This is a genomic window from Endozoicomonas numazuensis, from assembly GCF_000722635.1.
GTDB lineage: Bacteria > Pseudomonadota > Gammaproteobacteria > Pseudomonadales > Endozoicomonadaceae > Endozoicomonas_A > Endozoicomonas_A numazuensis.
Genome location: NZ_JOKH01000002.1, coordinates 212,393 through 228,271, shown reverse-complemented (window position 1 = coordinate 228,271; position 15,879 = coordinate 212,393). Strand labels below are relative to the sequence as shown.

Sequence of the window (15,879 nt, the reverse complement as noted above, 5' to 3'; positions counted from 1 at the left end):
GGTTCAACCTCCAACCAGAGGTTTGAAGCGGCGGAGTTCCAGCAAACGGTAACCCGTATATTGACCCAGCATTAAGGTCAGGCCCAGAACGGTAAAGAGTAACTCAGGGAAGTTATAGGTCAGATGTTCAACCATTGGGTTAGACATCAGCAGATAGCTCATGGAAGCAACCAGCAGGCTGCCAAAGCCTTCTATGAGTACATCTTTGGGGCCTTCTTCTTCCCAGAGGATGGACATTCTTTCAATGGTCCATGCGAGAATAATCATTGGGAAGAAGGTGACGGTCAGAGCCTGGGTAATCCCCATCTTCCAACTGAGCACACTCATTGCACCCATTATACCGATGACGACGATAATGACCGCCGCCAGTCTGGCGACAAGGAGCATATTGAGCTGACTCAATATTGAGCGAATCCAGAGGCCAATGGAAACAATCGTGACAAAAATGACTAGACCGGGCAGTAACTGGGTTTCCAGGAAGGCAACAGAGATCAGGACTGGCATAAAGGTGCCGGAAGTTCTCAGGCCCACCAGAATACGCATGATCAGAACCACCAGAGTGCCGATGGGAATCAGCAAAATGCTTTTGAAGGCGTTCTGTACTTCCAGTGGCAGGGAGTAGATTGAAAAGTCTACCAGGGCAGCATCGTCTGCGCGGGAGGTTTCAATGGCTAAATCCCGTGAAGGAACATTCTGGGAAATCATGGAGAAGGAAGCGCGAGAGGCTGTGCCACCCATTACATCCAGAAGTGACTTACCGCCACGCTGCCAGAGGAAAAAGTTCTCAGGGTTGCCGGATACGCCGGTTTCCGGGTCAAAAAGAACCCAGCCATCATTGGTGTACACTTCCAGCATTTCTACCATGGGTTGACGACGTCTGCCGTCTTCGAGGTAGAGTCCGCGTACGACACGGGCCGGGATGTCAGCCATGGAGAGCATGTCGATCAACAGGTTGGTCAGCTCTGCGCGACTATCAATCATGCTCAGGAGCATGTTGGTATTCTGGCTGGGCTGCTTTGCAATGAATTCCTTGATCAGAGTGCCGGTAAAGCTTCGGCTGTCAGCAGAGCGTTCTTTGACTCGATCAAGCAGGGAGTCTGCTGCTGTCTGATAAGGTTCTGGCAGTGAAGGTTTGGCCTTTAGAGTGCCGTTGTCTTCTTCAGCAGGAGCAGCCAGTGGTTCCAGCTGCTGGCGATCCGGGTGCAAACTAACCTTATAAAACAGACTTTGCATGCCACTGGCTTTGCGAATACTCCATTCAGCGCGGCGCTGACCATCATCATCAAACTGGTTGATGCCATAGCCAGGTGAGGCAAAAGATTCATTTAATATGCGGAAACCGGACTGTTGGTCAGGCAGAGTCAGGGTTGCTTTGGCTGGGCCACCGTCGGCTTTGAACTGGATCTCAGCCTCAACACTCCAGACCGTTGTCGTTTCACCACGGGTGAGTGGAAAACCCAGGGCAAAATGTTTATATAAAGTCAGGCCCAAGCCTGCAGCAATCAGAATGATTACAGCCAGACTGAGTTGAAAACGTCCTTTCATTCAAAACCTCACTTCTTTAACTCAGCAATATTTTGCTGGGCAACATCAACCAGAGCCGTATTGCTCAGGAACCTTTCACCAATCAGAATCGGATATTCGTAACCGGCGCGATCTGTCAGAGTAAACTCAACATCCCTGGAAATTTTTCCAAGTGTAATGGGAATGAAGACAGTGACACGGTCCTGGTTTTCCAGGCCCCCATGACGTTTTATTTCAATCTCGCGGTGAACTTCACGTTCAAAAGCCTGGCTTTCATCGCCATGTACGACTTTGAAGCGAACCCATTCTGTACCTTCTTTTTCGAAAAACTCAATGTCTCTGGCATCGATGGAAGAGGTTTTGGCTCCGGTATCAATACGCGCCTTGAAGGTGTTCTTGAACCCTTTTACATGTACTTGTTCAAGTTCGCCCACCAGAGCCAGTCCGCTGATGTCGACGGGTTTGTCGATCTGTTCTTTGATGCTCAGGTTGTCATCTGCCGGAATCTTTCGAGTCACAGTATCCAGTACTTTCTCGGAGGCAATATATTGCTTGCCAACATCGGCAATGGCCATATCCTTGAGGAAGTCACGACCTATCAGCAGAGGGAATTCAAAACGCGTTCTGTCGTTGAGTGATACATCAAGATTCTGGGTGATGTCACCCACTTTGACATTCATGTTGACAATATAGCGAGCCTGAGACTCTTCACCACCGGGTCGCTTGATCAGGATGGTGTCTTTAACAGGTAATTCCAGAGTTACATTGCCTTTACTGGTTCTGGGCAGGTCAAAGCGAACCCACTTTTTACCATCTCGCTCAAAGTTCTCAATGTTTCTGGCGTCAATGGACGACCGACCTGCACCGGTATCGATCTTGGCATTCAGTTCCAGACCGTATTCGGTAAGAGTGCCTTTTTCCGCAAAACCAAGAACCAGTTTTCCTCCTACTCGGGCAGGGGTCTGAACCAGTTGCTGCTTAACAGATAGGGTGTCCGGGCGAGAAGGTGTGGAAGGTTTGTTACCTTGCGCATCGCCTGGCTTCTGCTCTGGCTTGGGGGACTCGGTTTCTGTTTGGGGAGTCTTCTGACTGTCTGTGGTTTGGGCAGGTTGTTGCAGTACCTGGCAGCCAGTCAAAGCGGATATCGCCAGGATAACCGCGGGTAATGCCGGAAAACGGGTCATGGGTAAGCTGCTTATGTATACATAAATGAGTGAGTGAGTAGTAGCCGCGATAGTCTATCGCAAGCGGAGCAGCTTACTTGATGTTTATCCACTTGCCAAGCGGTTGGCGGGGGAATATGGCGTATTGTGGTATGGGATGTAAATGCATCACAAAATTATGTCAGAAACGCCTGATTTTTGTTCTTGTTGTCATGCCGAATCTGCTATTCCCATTATGTTGCAGCGATATGAGAACGCCTCTACTAATGAACGTCGTAGTTAAATCAAAAGACGATTCCGGAAGGTTGTTCTGGTTTGGTTCCGCTCGATTATTGCAACAGGGCAAAATTCAAGTAGTACCCCGGCAGTTTTATCATGCCTGATCCTCATGAGCAGGCGACGGTGAACGGGTAAATCTACCCGCCAGGCAGGTCAGGGCAATTGTGATGACAAAAGGGATCACCCAGCTGAGATTAAAGTCATGCCCGGGCAGTGCCTTGAAGGGTTCAAGCAGCTCATCGGCAAGAGGGTGGTTCAGACCTTTGCTGGCATCAACAAGGCTGAGGAGAAAGGTCACAAAAAGGGTTGCCCGGTAAACCAGTTGAGGGTTGGGCATAAGGTCCCTGATCAGACCCAGTAAAATCAGGGCAATGCAAACCGGGTACAGAATAAGAAGGACAGGGATAAAGAGTTCGATAATCTGGTTGAGACCAAGATTGGCAAACATCATGCAGGAAATGCTGATAACGGCGACCAGGACTTTATAATTTAGTTTTTTGGAAAGCTCACAAAAATACTCTGAAGCAGCAGTGATCAGACCGATTGAGGTGGTCAGACAGGCCAGTGATACCACCGTTGCTAATAAAACGTTGCCATAGTGGCCAAACAGGTTGCTGACGTAAGCGGACAGGATTTGGCCACCGTTTTGAGGATGCTGAATGATGTCGCGGCTCGTGGTGCCCAGATTAAACAGGGAAAGGTAGACCAGAGCCAGTCCGCAAGCAGCAATACAGCCTGTAATAATCGAATGTCTTACCAGAGCGTTGGGAGAGGTAATGCCGTGAGATTTCAGATTGGTGATAATGACAATGCTAAATAGCAACGCTGCGAGAGCATCCATGGTCATATAGCCTTCCAGAAATCCTCTAACGAAGGCATTTCCGGCATAATCGTTCATAGGCTCACCGGCTTCTCCCAAAGGGGAAATGATGGGTGCAATGCCAAGAATGATCAGGAGCAGGATGAGAGCTGGAGTAATGATTTTGCCCACAGATTCAAGCAACTTTCCAGGGTAAAGGCTGAGATACCAGGAAATTCCAAAGAATGTGATGCTGTATATCAGTCTTGAAATGGCATCGGGCTCTTTAAGAAAGGGAATGACTCCGATTTCATAAGCAACAAGCCCGGTTCTTGGCGCACCGTAAATGGGAACGACGATCGTGTAGATACAGCATCCCATCAGTACTATCAGGCTGCGAGGCAGTTCTCGGCTGATGTCATTAAACCTCCCTCCAACCCTGGAGACCATTATGACCGCCAATAAAGGTAGGCCTACTCCTGTAATCAGAAACCCAGCTGCTGCCAGCCAGACCTGAGTGCCTGCCAACTGTCCCGCCAACGGAGGAAAGATGAGATTGCCTGCGCCCAGAAACAGGGCAAAGGTCATAAAACTCATTCCAATAATATTCTGAAGGCTTAATCGTTGCTTCATGCGAAGGGTTCTGCCTCGATGTCATGTTATCTGGTCAGAAGTAGACGTTCATATTCAATTTGTGAGTGATGAACGATTTTTGTAATAAATAGAAAGTATGGACTCAATTTTGGAAAGTGGTAGCCTGATCTGCTGGCTTTCCAGTGATTAGGCCTGAAATCCTGCAAATTAAAGATAGAACAACTAATGTGCCATGGCGGGTATCACAGCTCAATATTGGGTTCGATTGAGTCAGAGTTTATTTATGAGCAAAAGATTAACTTTTGTTAATCTTTTGCTCATTGGGGCTTCATTGTAGAGTGGCTATCTTTGCAGCTATTCGCTCATTTTTTACAGGTATGAGGTCATGAAACTGTTAAAAGAGGCTGTGCTTGGACTTTTTCTGGTATCAACAGCTGCTCTGGCAGGTCAGGAAGATGTGCTTTTGAGGCTGGCTCTGGAGAACGCGAAGATCAAGCCTGAGCAGGCCATTCAGAAAATTACGGATCGTTATTCGGGTTTTCTGAGTGAGTTCGGAATTGATGATGAAGACGGCAGTATGGTGTATGAATTCACCATTATTGATCCTCAGGACAGTGTCGAGCTGGAAGTGATTATGGATGCTGATTCCGGAAAGATCTGGTTGGATGAAAAGGATGCTATATCCAGTAATGCACTCAAGCGTAAAAAATATCAGTTACTGATGAACAGTGGAATGACACTGAAAAAAGCAGTCGATGAAGCACAAAAAATTGTGCCGGGACAGCTGGTGGAGGCTGAGCTGGAGCAGGAAAAAGGTATTGTCTTTTTTGAGATTGAGCTACTGACAGACAAAGGTGAGCGCAAAGTGATTGTTGACCTCCAGTCAGGAAAGCCAATTCCCGTGACCCGATAATGGACCGTTGACTGAACGGTTATGAGTGATGAACAGTGTCTGCAGGTGTGATGATATGAAGCTGTTAGTGGTAGAGGATGACCAGACAACCCGTGAATACATTGCTAAGGGGTTTATGGAGCATGGCTGGACAGTGGATGTTGCGGATAATGGCAGAGACGGTCTGTTTCTGGCGTCGGGTGAAAACTACGATGTTATTGTTTTGGATCGGATGTTGCCCCAGATGGAGGGGCTTAAAGTGCTGGCAGCCCTGCGTGCCGCTGAAAACCTGACACCGGTTATTATTCTCAGTGCCCTGGATGGCGTGGATGAACGAATAAAAGGCCTGAAACTGGGAGGGGATGATTATCTTTGCAAGCCTTTCTCTTTTGGAGAGCTTCTGGTTCGGGCGGAGATTCTTACCCGAAGAGGGCATGCTAAAGAAGCAGAGACGTGTCTGATTATTTCTGATCTTGAAATGGACCTTTTATCCAGACGGGTAATAAAAAATCAGGTTGAAGTGGATTTGCAGCCGAGAGAATTTCAGCTTCTGCGTTTTTTGCTGGAGCATAAAGACCAGGTGATTTCCAGAACCATGTTGTTTGAATCTGTGTGGGATTATCACTTTGATCCGGGCAGTAATATTATTGATGTTCATGTCGCCAAGTTAAGAAAGAAACTGGATTCCGCAGGAGGTGCTTCTCTGATTCAAACTGTGAGGGGGGCAGGCTATGTGCTCCGTGAGTCGGCTTAATTTGCTGGGTCGTATCAAGGCCTCTTCATTACTGCGTTATACCTTGTTGCATACGGCTATTGTTCTGGTGCTTTGTGGATCAGCGCTATGGTTGGTGAAAGACTTTAGTCTGGGTTTTTACGAAAAGCGTCAGGATCAATTTGTTCAGGAACAGCTTAATTCCCTGTCATCTCTAGCCAAAAGCAGTACCGAGCAAGAGTTCCGGCTGGCAGTAGAGCAGCTGGCTGAAGACAATCGTCAGGTATTGGTTGTGCTGAAAAGTTCGGATGGTTATCTGGGTAACCTTAACTATCTGCCAGAGACAGTGCCATTGTCACCCTCCATGGGCAGCTTCTGGATACTGGGTGACTCTGTTCTGGAGGATGGCCGATTTCAGAGGGTCAGAGGCAGCCGAATCAATAGTCGCTGGGGGGCTTTGGTTCTGGCCTATAACTCTTCAGATTTTAACCTTTTTGTTTCTCGGTTCACTCTGGCGCTATACGCCGCCATGGTGCTGGTTTTATTAGTCGGTTTAATTACCGGGTTTCTGTTTTCCAGGAAGGTATTGGCTCGTCTCAATACTATCAATCAGGTCACTGCACAAGTAGGGGATGGTGAGCTGGCTGCCAGGGTGCCTGTCACGCAGCAAGGTGACGAGTTTGATGAGCTGGCAGGGCATATCAATCATATGTTGGATCAGATTGAAGCTTCTGTTGAGGCCATTGCATCGGTCACCAGCAGTATTGCTCATGATCTCAGAACGCCTCTGTCCCGGTTAAGCATTAAACTGGATGGATATTTGCGCAAGGGTAGTGCCGATGCTGAAGATATTCTGGGGGCTCAGGCAGAGCTTGCGACTATTTTGCATACCTTTAATGCCATGCTGGAGCTGACAAAGTTGGAGTACGGTCAGGGGGATCTTGAGTTTGTCCAATGCGATCTTTCAAAGATCACTTCTGAAGTTATTGAGTTGGCTGAACCTCTGGCTGAAGTGCGTGAGCAGACATTGTCGCTGAAAGTAGAGCAAGCTCTGGTTGTGCAGGGGAATCACCAGTTGCTGTTCAGGATTTTGTTTAATCTGGTCGAAAATGCGATCAAATATTCGCCAGAAGGTAGCGAAGTTAAAGTTATAATTGATCAGAGTTCGGTATCAGTGATCGACCAGGGAAAAGGCATTCCAGAGGCAGAGCAGGACAAGGTGTTTCAGCGGCTCTACAGGTTGGACCAGAGTCGTACAACACCCGGGCATGGGCTGGGAATGTCGCTGGTTAAAGTGGTGGCTGATCTGCACGGTGCCGGAGTCAGTTTTGTGCGAAATAGACAAACTTTTACCGTTAAGCTGACCTTTCATTAATGGGGTTGGAAGCCTGCCACAGAGGAGGCAGGCTTTCATCTGTTATAAATCGTCTTTATCTTTATGAGGCGTGACGCATAGATCGTCGTGGGGGTGATTGGCAAGAATATGCTGAAAAGCCTCTTTAGAGAGGTGGATCATGGTTTCATGATCGCCTGCTTCAATATAGACGTCGGGTAGCAGACTGAGTTTATTGTCCCAAATCATATCCATATCATAGGCCTCTCCAATAGGAGGGACAGCGCCCTTCTGGCAGTCTCTGAAGTGCTGGCTCAATTCTTTTTCACTGGCCAGTTTCAGTTGGCAATCAGTAATCTCCTGCATTTGCTTCATTTGTAGACGACTCGAGGCTGGTACTATGGCCATCAGATAGTTGTCTGTATCGTCTTTTAGAATCACAGCCTTAGCCACATTGCTTAATGGAATCTGAGCGGCAATGGCGCTCTGAACAGAGCTGCGACTGGGAGGGTGAGAAATGGTGTCGAAAGAGAGGTTATGGGTCTGAAGATAACGATCGATTTTGGGTGCTATGCTCATGGCGCCGGTCTCCGCAGAAAATAGCTTATTCCCGCTTAGGAGAAAGAAGGGGCAGCTAACGGAGAGCCGATGGCTGCCAGGAACCGTTGAGGCTTTGTTTGTACTCTCAGACGCTTATAAAGCATGACGGAGACATGGAAATAAAGCCTCAATAGTTCTTGAGACCTGAGTATTATAGCCAGCCTTTTCGTTTAAAGAATAAATAGGTTCCCAGAGCACTGGTTAGCATTAGTACCAGCGCCAGCGGGTACCCCCAGCTGGTGGTGAGCTCGGGCATGACCTTGAAGTTCATGCCATAGATGCTTGCGATCAGGGTTGGCGGCAGGAACATGACAGCGGCTACGGAAAATATCTTGATAATATTATTCTGTTCCAGATTGATAAAGCCCATGGTGGCATCCATCAGAAAGTTGATTTTATCAAAGAGAAAACCGGTGTGAGGGGTCAGTGAATCAATGTCACGCAGTATGTCCCGAACCTGATCAACCTGACCATCATCGAGTTTATGGCGGCAGTTTTTCAGGATGTATCTAAGGCAGCGCTGGCTATCCAGCAAATTCAGACGCACCTTGCCGTTTATATCTTCCTGCAGCGTGATATTTTTAAGAAGATCATCCACTTCGGTATTATCATCAGACAGTGCGTGTTGACTGGTGGCTTCCAGTGTTTCGTAAACTTCTTCCAGAGTATCGGCCAGAAACTGCACCTTGGCGTCAAACAAAGCGATCAGAATATCGATAGGGGTTCTTGCCTTGATGTGCTGCAGTTTCAGGTAGTTTCTCATTAATCGAAACAGTGCAGTGGGCTCATCCTGCAGGGTGACCAGTTGATCGTCGCGCAGGTTGAATGCAACATTGATGCTACGAAACTCTTGACCAGCCTGATGGGGGAATATAGAACGGATATGAAAGCCGGTTTCACTCTCGAAAAAACGTGATGAAGCTTCAATCTTGTACAGTGCGTCTTCGTCTTCAATAAATCCCGGGCACTCCTGCTTAAGCCATTCGTCTTCGCTGTCTTCAAGCTCAACAAGATCAAGCCATAGGGTGTTTTCAGGGAGCGCCATATCAGTTTGTATGCGGGTGATGCAATACTGCTCGGTATTACGGTGATAGGCGTTGATCATAGAATACAGACCCTGATAGCAATTCTGGTTCTTCGGGGAAGGGTATCCTATTGTACAGATCAATGTACCTTAGTCCAGAAAGTATAGGGCTCCAGGAACCTGTCAGACTTAAGCTTTCGAGCATGAAATTCAGTAGAGTGAGTCAGCTTTTTCGTTGGATTTGTGCGAATGGTTGACTTATTTTAAACAAATTCAATGGAGAAGATGGCCGCTCTTTCTGGATTTAAGGCCGAAATTGTCTTAAATCCGACAGGCTCCTGGTGCAGGCAAGCGTTAATTACCCTATACACGTCTGCTTATTCTGAGCCTGCCGAAGGATGCTGGTAATGCACTTCGACAGACTCATGTTCGCACCTTCCTTAGAGCTGACCAGTCATTTTCAGTTTTTAAGATTTCTGGAATCGGATGACATCCTGTTCGGATGCCTGTTGCAGTATCTGTTTTAGAGTGTTGCAGATATGCTCAGCCACATCAGGATCGCTGATAGGCTGATTGTGTTTGTCGGTGATAAAGAAACTGTCTTCGAGCTTTTCACCAAAGGTGGCTACTTTGGCGTTATGTACCTGTAGTTCCAGATCTACAAACTTTCTTACTACCGTAGCCAGTAGACCCGGTCTGTCAGTCGCCTTGATTTCCAGTAAAGTTTTTTTGATGCCCGGTAGATTACTGATTGTGATCAGAGGTTTATTAGCAAAGTGTCTCAGCTGCCGTGGAGTGCGTCGCTGGGCCGCTACGGGCATTTGATTGGGGTCGCTGAGGATTTGTTGCAGATACTGATGGATCTGCAGAATTCTCGATTCATGGTCCCCTATGGCAGAGCCATCTTCTTCCAGAACGGTATAAGTGTCGAGACTGAACTGGTCGCTTGAGGTGATGATTCTGGCATCTTGAATGCTCAGATGAAGAGAGTCCAGACCCGCTACAGTAGCGGCAAACAGGTTGGGTCGATCAGGGGTGTAGATAAATATCTGTGATCCGCTGTGTTCCCTGTCCGTGTCTGTTTCCCGTGTCAGAATTAAAGGTTCCTGCCCTTTATGAGCCAGTATGCCCTGAGTATGCCAGGCAATTTCATGGGGGTCGTGTCGAGAAAAATAATCGTCGTCCAGTGTATCCCAGAGTGAATGGACGGACTGAAGGTTGAGGTTATTAACATCCAGTAGCTCAAGGGTTTCTTGCTGAATGTCCTGAATCCTTTCATCGCTGTCTGGCATGTTCTCTATTCCGTATTCAAGAACCTGACGAGTCTGGCTATAGAGCTGCTGCAGGAGTGAAGAGCGCCAGCCGTTCCACAGTTCTGGATTGGTGGCATTGATGTCAGCGACGGTCAACAGGTAAAGATGATTCAGGTTGTTCAGATTACCTACTTTTCGAGCGAAATCATGGATGACTTCTGGGTCAGAAAGGTCTTTTTTCTGGGCAGTGACAGACAGGGTAAGGTGCTCTCGAACCAGCCAGACAATTAATTTTGTGTCTACGCGTCTCAGGCCATGACGACGACAAAATACTTCAGCATCCACTGCTCCCAGCTGAGAATGATCACCGCCTCGTCCCTTGCCAATGTCGTGATAAAGGCCGGCAACATACAGTAATTCAGGTTTCTTGATGTCGTCGATAATGCTGGAGGCAATAGGGTATCGTTGTTTATTTTCTTCGTACCGGAAGCTACGCAGGTGCTTGATCAGTAACAGGGTATGAGCATCCACTGTATAAGTGTGGAACAGATCAAACTGCATCTGTCCGATAATTCGACCAAACTCTGGCAAGTAACGACCAAGAATGCCATAACGGGCCATTCTTCGAAGGCTTATGGTCAAGCCATAGGGGGCTTGCAGCAGTTGAAGGAATAATTTAGCGCACCTTGGGTCTTTTCTGAACTGGTTGTCGACGGTGTGTCGTATATCCCGTAGCAGGCGGATGGTCTCGGCACGGGGTCCGAGAATATCCGGGTTGCGGGTCATAAGAACAAACATTTCCAGAATGGCGGGTGGGTGTTCGGTAAAGACCTGATCGTGAGTGGCTTCAATGTACTGATTGTGTATTTGAAACCGTTCATTGATGGGTATGATGGTTTGTGGTGTGTCGGCATTCAGGATTTTGTCATCAAAGTTCTGAAGAATCAGGTCTTTAAGTTGAGCGACGATGAGTACGGTACGGAAGTAGCTCTGCATGAACTGTTCTACTGCCATTGACCCCGGGTGATCCTGATAGCCAAATTGCTCTGCCAGTGAGCGCTGGTAGTCAAACAGCAGCCTGTCTTCACCTCTGTTTGTGAGCGTGTGAAGAGCCCAGCGTACCTTCCATAAAAATTCACGGCAGCGAATCAGCTGATCATATTCGGCTTCTGTCAGAAAATTAAGAGCCATGAGTTTGATTGGATCGCGGGTACCAAAGTGGCGTCGTGCAGCCCAGCCCAGCATATGCAGATCGCGGATTCCGCCGGGAGAGCCTTTTACATTGGGCTCCAGACTGTATTCTGTGTCTGCGTACTTTTTATGACGTGCTTTTTGTTCGTCAAACTTGGCCTTTAAATAGTGTTTGCTGGGCCACATTTGACTGACATTGATTTTTTCCTGAAGCCGTTGGTTCAGGTTGTCAGGGTCTGAGAGCGGGCGAGCTTCCATCAGGTTGGTGATGATGGTCAGATCATCTCTGGCCTGTTCAGAGCATTCTGTTATGGAGCGAACGCTGGAGCCAACTTTAAGGCCGATATCCCACAGGGTGGTTAAGAAAGCTTCAATTTCCGTCTGGTGAAGCTGATATTCATCGCTGGCCAGTAGAATCAGAATGTCAATGTCAGAGCCCGGATGCAGTTCTCCCCGACCATATCCGCCTACTGCCAGCAAGCTGATGGATTCTGAGTGGTTCCAGGGGAGTTGTTCCCATGCAGTAATAATGATTTGGTCAATGAGCCAGGTGTGACTGTAAACCAGTTCATCAATACTGGCTTCTTCCTTGAACCATTGATTCAGAGTTTCTTTGCCGGTATGGATGGTGTTTTTATAGAGAGGGATGGCTGGTTGTGATTTGAGGGCGGTAACAAAGGCGCTTTTGTCAAACAATTTGACTTTAAATTGATTGGGGATCTGTGGGCTTGCATGATTCATAATGGTCTGGCTTGTGTGAAACTGGTTTTTTTATCGCATTCCATCGCTAAAAAATGGCCCGCGCGCTCTGTCGATAAGATGGGCGAGCCATTTAAGATCAGGAAGGGAAGGTTTCTTCGCTTCTGAGGGTCAGTATCTCGACTCCGTCAGAGGTAACAAGAATGGTGTGTTCCCACTGAGCAGAAGGTCGGCGATCCTTGGTGACGACCGTCCAGCCATCGCCCAGTAATTTAGTGAATTTCTTACCGGCGTTAATCATCGGTTCGATGGTGAACGTCATGCCTTCCTGCAAAACGCAGTCGTTGTGGTCGCCATAGCCTTCGTAGTGGAGTACCTGAGGATCTTCGTGGAAGACTTTTCCGATACCGTGGCCGCAGTATTCTTCTACTACCGAGTAGTGATTGGCATGGGCGTGCTGGGCGATAACCCGGCCAATGTCGCTCAGTCTTACTCCGGGTTTGACGATCTCAATGCCTTTGTACATGCATTCCTGGGTTACTTTAACCAGCTTTTCAGCAAAAGGTTGTGAGCTGCCAACCAGAAACATCTTACTGGTGTCACCGTGGTAACCATCTTTGATAACGGTGACATCGATGTTCAGCATATCGCCGCTTTTCAGTGCCTTCTTGTCGTTGGGGATACCATGACAGACAACATGGTTTAATGATGTGCAGATGGACTTTGGAAACCCGGGGCGGCCAGGTGCTGCACCATAATTGAGAGGGGCGGGTATCGCCTGCTGCTCATTAACGATGTAATCGTGGCAGATACGATCCAGTTCGCCAGTGGTTATACCGGGCTTAACATGGGGAGTAATCATCTCCAGTACTTCAGCCGCCAGTTTGCCGGCGACACGCATTTTCTCAATATCTTCAGGGGTTTTGATCGTAACGTTCATTTCAATGTTCTATGTGAGGCCAGGAAAATGCTGAGTGTTTTTCATGGTGACAAGTCTTTAATACCAGAAGTATAAAAAGCGGCTTCAATCACTATGACGGTTTACTTCGGCTGTTTTCCCCGGGCTTTACGGATGCACTTGCTTAAATTCTATCAGAAAAGAACGGTGAGTTGGGCATAGTACTGTTTAGAGAAGTTTTTAGGGGGTAGGGCGCTTCGCAAAATTCATAAATGATATTAAGAGTACAGATAGAGGGGCGGGTACTGTGATGGTGCGAGTTATGATAAATCCGGTATCCATGAATCACATGTGATTATGCTAACTATGGACTTTTGTACCTGAATAATCATGATGGCTATAGGTATGGAGAATGCGACGGGTTGGTTTCATTTATATCAGAAGTGGCCATTTCATGGGGGCTTATGATCTGAATGGGATCTGATTCTGAAACAGTTATTCGATGTTGATAGTGCCTTTAGGATTTGTCCCAAAATAACTTCCCGATTTTCACCTGGACTCCGTTCGCCCTGAGCCTGTCGAAGGGTGATGGCATTGGGCTTTGACAAGCTCGGCCCGAACGGATTTTGAGCAGATTTGAATAAGGAAGTTATTTTGGGGCTACTCCTTAGTCTAATTGTGCCCATGATTCTTCTGAAAATGATGCTTGTCAGCTTTGAAAAATAGTCTAGTTGTGGTATAAATCCGCGTCCTCGTGCTCAGGCTTTCCTGAATGCGTGGTTTTTATATTATTTTTTAAACAGAACTCACATGCACCGACACATGATTCAGGGTGCCCGGGCGCTATCAGCGAAAGTTGATCATCGGGTCGAATTCATGGGGTGTGTGGAGGCCTAACCCTATAACAGGAGAATTCTCATGGCTCAAGTCACCATGCGTGACATGCTCAAGGCGGGCGTGCACTTTGGTCACCAGACTCGTTTCTGGAACCCAAAGATGAACAAATTTATCTTTGGTGCGCGCAACAAGATTCATATTATCAACCTTGAGCACACCATGCCTGCCTTTAACGAAGCGATGAGCTTCGTTCACAAGCTGGCCGAAAGTAAGAACAAGATTCTGTTCGTTGGTACCAAGCGTGCTGCCGGTAAAATCATCCGTGAAGAAGCAGCTCGCTGCTCTATGCCTTTTGTGGCTCACCGCTGGTTGGGTGGTATGCTGACCAACTACAAGACCATTCGTCAGTCTGTACGTCGTCTGCGTGATCTTGAAGTTCAGGCAGAAGATGGTACTTTCGAAAAGCTGACCAAGAAAGAAGCCCTGATGCGCCGTCGTGATCTGGAAAAACTGGATCGCTCTCTGGGTGGTATCAAGGAAATGGGTGGTCTGCCAGACGCACTGTTTGTTATCGATGTTGAGCACGAGCGCATCGCTATTCAGGAAGCTAACAAGCTGGGTATCCCTGTCATCGGTATCGTTGACACCAACTCCAGCCCTGAAGGTGTTGATTACGTTATCCCAGGTAACGATGATGCGATTCGCGCCATTCAGCTCTACATCAAAGCTGCTGCTGATGTCATTCTCGAAGGTCGTGCAGCTGCCAATACTGGCGCTGAAAGCGAGTTCGTAGAAGTTGAAGTTGAAGCAGAAGCAGAAGCAGAAGTTGAAGTTGAAGTTGAAGTTGCAGTTGTAGAAGCAGCAGCAGCTGAAACCAAGGCTGATGACGGTCAGGAAGAAGCTAAAGAAGCTTAATCTTCTGAATCGTTGTGAAAAGGGGGCCTGGCCCCCTTTTTTCAGATTTAAAAGAGCGTTTGTCATATTGGGATAGTCATTGACAAGAGCTTCAGTATGCACAAGCTTCTTTATAAGGCTTGAGGCAGTGCAAGAAGGCTCAAGGCTGTCCTGAACCCCTTATTGAATATTTGCGAGAGGAACCCACCATGGCAGCAATTACTGCAGCACTGGTTAAGGAACTGCGTGAGCGCACTAGCCTGGGCATGATGGAATGCAAGAAGGCTCTGGTTGCTTCAGAAGGCGATATCGAAAAGGCGATTGAAGAGCTGCGTAAGTCAGGTCAGGCTAAAGCCGCCAAGAAAGCAGGTCGTACTGCCGCTGAAGGTATTGTCGCTACTAAAGTTGCAGAAGATGGCAGCTTTGGTGTTATGGTTGAAGTGAATTCCGAGACCGACTTTGTTGCTCGTGACGACAACTTCCTGGGTTACGTTCAAAGAGTAGTGGACGCTGCTTTTGATCGTAAGGAAGCTGACGTAGCCAAGCTGATGGAAGGTGAGCTGGAAGAAGCTCGTCTGGCACTGGTACAGAAAATCGGTGAAAACATCGATGTTCGTCGTATTAGTATCGTAGAAGGTGGCGTTATTGACGCTTACGTTCACGGTAACAAGCGTATTGCTGTGCTGGTTAGCCTGGACGGTGGTAACTCCGAACTGGCTCGTGATGTAGCTATGCACGTTGCAGCTGTTAACCCTCAAGTGGTTAACAAAGATCAAATGCCTGCTGATCTGGTTGAGAAAGAGAAGGAAATCTTCAAAGCTCAGGCAGAGCAGTCTGGCAAGCCGGCTGAAATCATCGAGAAGATGATTGTAGGCCGTATCAACAAGTTCCTGGCTGAAAACAGCCTGACAGAACAGCCTTTCGTTAAAGATCCTGATGTTAAAGTCGGCGCTCTGGCCAAGAAAGCTGACGCTGTCATCACCAGCTTTGTTCGTTACGAAGTCGGTGAAGGTATCGAGAAAGAAGAGGTGGACTTCGCTGCTGAAGTTCGCGCTCAGGCTGGACTCTAATCCTGATACTGGTTATTACTGGTTAATGGATGGTGCCTGACCTATTAGTCAGGTAAGCGCTTTGACGTTTGCCTGACAAGCCTGCAGGTTTAACTTATGTTCTGGTGTCTGAGAGTA

The 15,879-nt window shown here is 47.7% G+C and carries 12 protein-coding genes; 5 read left to right on the top strand and 7 right to left on the bottom strand.

Annotation, left to right across the window (positions count from 1 at the left end; all coding sequences use genetic code 11):
- Positions 1 to 3: 3 nt before the first annotated feature.
- From GZ78_RS08405 to brnQ, 3 genes are all read right to left on the bottom strand, one after another.
- A complete protein-coding gene (locus GZ78_RS08405) occupies positions 4 to 1,545 on the bottom strand; it encodes a UUP1 family membrane protein (RefSeq protein WP_034834722.1) in 1,542 nt (513 codons plus the stop codon).
- An 8-nt stretch (positions 1,546 to 1,553) separates the two neighbouring features.
- Positions 1,554 to 2,708: an ATP-dependent zinc protease family protein gene (locus tag GZ78_RS27285; protein ID WP_051785958.1), complete on the bottom strand. Its 1,155-nt coding sequence runs from the start codon at positions 2,706 to 2,708 to the stop codon at positions 1,554 to 1,556.
- Positions 2,709 to 3,060: 352 nt separating this feature from the next.
- Positions 3,061 to 4,398 (bottom strand): branched-chain amino acid transport system II carrier protein, encoded by a 1,338-nt coding sequence (brnQ, locus tag GZ78_RS08395; RefSeq protein WP_034834721.1) that lies wholly within the window; start codon positions 4,396 to 4,398, stop codon positions 3,061 to 3,063.
- Positions 4,399 to 4,744: 346 nt separating this feature from the next.
- Between brnQ and GZ78_RS27280 the strand changes: the two genes are divergently transcribed.
- From GZ78_RS27280 to GZ78_RS08380, 3 genes are read left to right on the top strand one after another with little or no spacing between them, the layout of a single operon-like run.
- Positions 4,745 to 5,272: a PepSY domain-containing protein gene (locus GZ78_RS27280; RefSeq protein WP_051785957.1), complete on the top strand. Its 528-nt coding sequence runs from the start codon at positions 4,745 to 4,747 to the stop codon at positions 5,270 to 5,272.
- 55 nt (positions 5,273 to 5,327) lie between these two features.
- Positions 5,328 to 6,005, top strand: coding sequence for a winged helix-turn-helix domain-containing protein (locus GZ78_RS08385; RefSeq protein ID WP_034834719.1), 678 nt, complete (start codon positions 5,328 to 5,330; stop codon positions 6,003 to 6,005).
- Positions 5,992 to 7,338 (top strand): sensor histidine kinase, encoded by a 1,347-nt coding sequence (locus tag GZ78_RS08380; protein ID WP_161787341.1) that lies wholly within the window; start codon positions 5,992 to 5,994, stop codon positions 7,336 to 7,338. Before GZ78_RS08385 ends, GZ78_RS08380 begins: the two co-directional genes overlap by 14 nt.
- A 42-nt stretch (positions 7,339 to 7,380) precedes the next feature.
- Here GZ78_RS08380 and GZ78_RS08375 read toward each other — a convergent pair whose 3' ends face one another.
- The 4 genes from GZ78_RS08375 to map form a co-directional block, all read right to left on the bottom strand.
- The gene (locus GZ78_RS08375) at positions 7,381 to 7,875 is read right to left on the bottom strand and encodes an aminoacyl-tRNA deacylase (protein WP_051785955.1); all 495 of its coding nucleotides are present in this window, start codon (positions 7,873 to 7,875) and stop codon (positions 7,381 to 7,383) included.
- Positions 7,876 to 8,047: 172 nt separating this feature from the next.
- Positions 8,048 to 9,001: a magnesium/cobalt transporter CorA gene (corA, locus tag GZ78_RS08370; protein ID WP_034834718.1), complete on the bottom strand. Its 954-nt coding sequence runs from the start codon at positions 8,999 to 9,001 to the stop codon at positions 8,048 to 8,050.
- A 386-nt stretch (positions 9,002 to 9,387) separates the two neighbouring features.
- The gene (gene glnD / locus GZ78_RS08365; protein ID WP_034834716.1) at positions 9,388 to 12,105 is read right to left on the bottom strand and encodes a [protein-PII] uridylyltransferase; all 2,718 of its coding nucleotides are present in this window, start codon (positions 12,103 to 12,105) and stop codon (positions 9,388 to 9,390) included.
- A 97-nt stretch (positions 12,106 to 12,202) separates the two neighbouring features.
- On the bottom strand, positions 12,203 to 13,003 hold the full coding sequence (gene map, locus GZ78_RS08360; protein WP_034834714.1) for a type I methionyl aminopeptidase: 801 nt from the start codon (positions 13,001 to 13,003) through the stop codon (positions 12,203 to 12,205).
- 876 nt (positions 13,004 to 13,879) lie between these two features.
- Between map and rpsB the strand changes: the two genes are divergently transcribed.
- Together rpsB and tsf are read left to right on the top strand one after the other, a co-directional pair.
- The gene (rpsB, locus tag GZ78_RS08355) at positions 13,880 to 14,713 is read left to right on the top strand and encodes a 30S ribosomal protein S2 (protein WP_034834712.1); all 834 of its coding nucleotides are present in this window, start codon (positions 13,880 to 13,882) and stop codon (positions 14,711 to 14,713) included.
- Positions 14,714 to 14,901: 188 nt separating this feature from the next.
- On the top strand, positions 14,902 to 15,762 hold the full coding sequence (gene tsf, locus GZ78_RS08350) for a translation elongation factor Ts (RefSeq protein ID WP_034836154.1): 861 nt from the start codon (positions 14,902 to 14,904) through the stop codon (positions 15,760 to 15,762).
- Positions 15,763 to 15,879: the final 117 nt, after the last annotated feature.

Excerpts from the sequence above, each read along its gene's own strand:
- GZ78_RS27285 (WP_051785958.1), bottom strand. The coding sequence starts at position 2,708 with ATGACCCGTTTTCCGGCATTACCCGCGGTTATCCTGGCGATATCCGCT.
- rpsB (WP_034834712.1), top strand. The coding sequence starts at position 13,880 with ATGGCTCAAGTCACCATGCGTGACATGCTCAAGGCGGGCGTGCACTTT.
- GZ78_RS08375 (WP_051785955.1), bottom strand. The coding sequence starts at position 7,875 with ATGAGCATAGCACCCAAAATCGATCGTTATCTTCAGACCCATAACCTC.
- tsf (WP_034836154.1), top strand. The coding sequence starts at position 14,902 with ATGGCAGCAATTACTGCAGCACTGGTTAAGGAACTGCGTGAGCGCACT.
- map (WP_034834714.1), bottom strand. The coding sequence starts at position 13,003 with ATGAACGTTACGATCAAAACCCCTGAAGATATTGAGAAAATGCGTGTC.
- GZ78_RS27280 (WP_051785957.1), top strand. The coding sequence starts at position 4,745 with ATGAAACTGTTAAAAGAGGCTGTGCTTGGACTTTTTCTGGTATCAACA.
- brnQ (WP_034834721.1), bottom strand. The coding sequence starts at position 4,398 with ATGAAGCAACGATTAAGCCTTCAGAATATTATTGGAATGAGTTTTATG.
- glnD (WP_034834716.1), bottom strand. The coding sequence starts at position 12,105 with ATGAATCATGCAAGCCCACAGATCCCCAATCAATTTAAAGTCAAATTG.
- corA (WP_034834718.1), bottom strand. The coding sequence starts at position 9,001 with ATGATCAACGCCTATCACCGTAATACCGAGCAGTATTGCATCACCCGC.
- GZ78_RS08405 (WP_034834722.1), bottom strand. The coding sequence starts at position 1,545 with ATGAAAGGACGTTTTCAACTCAGTCTGGCTGTAATCATTCTGATTGCT.
- GZ78_RS08385 (WP_034834719.1), top strand. The coding sequence starts at position 5,328 with ATGAAGCTGTTAGTGGTAGAGGATGACCAGACAACCCGTGAATACATT.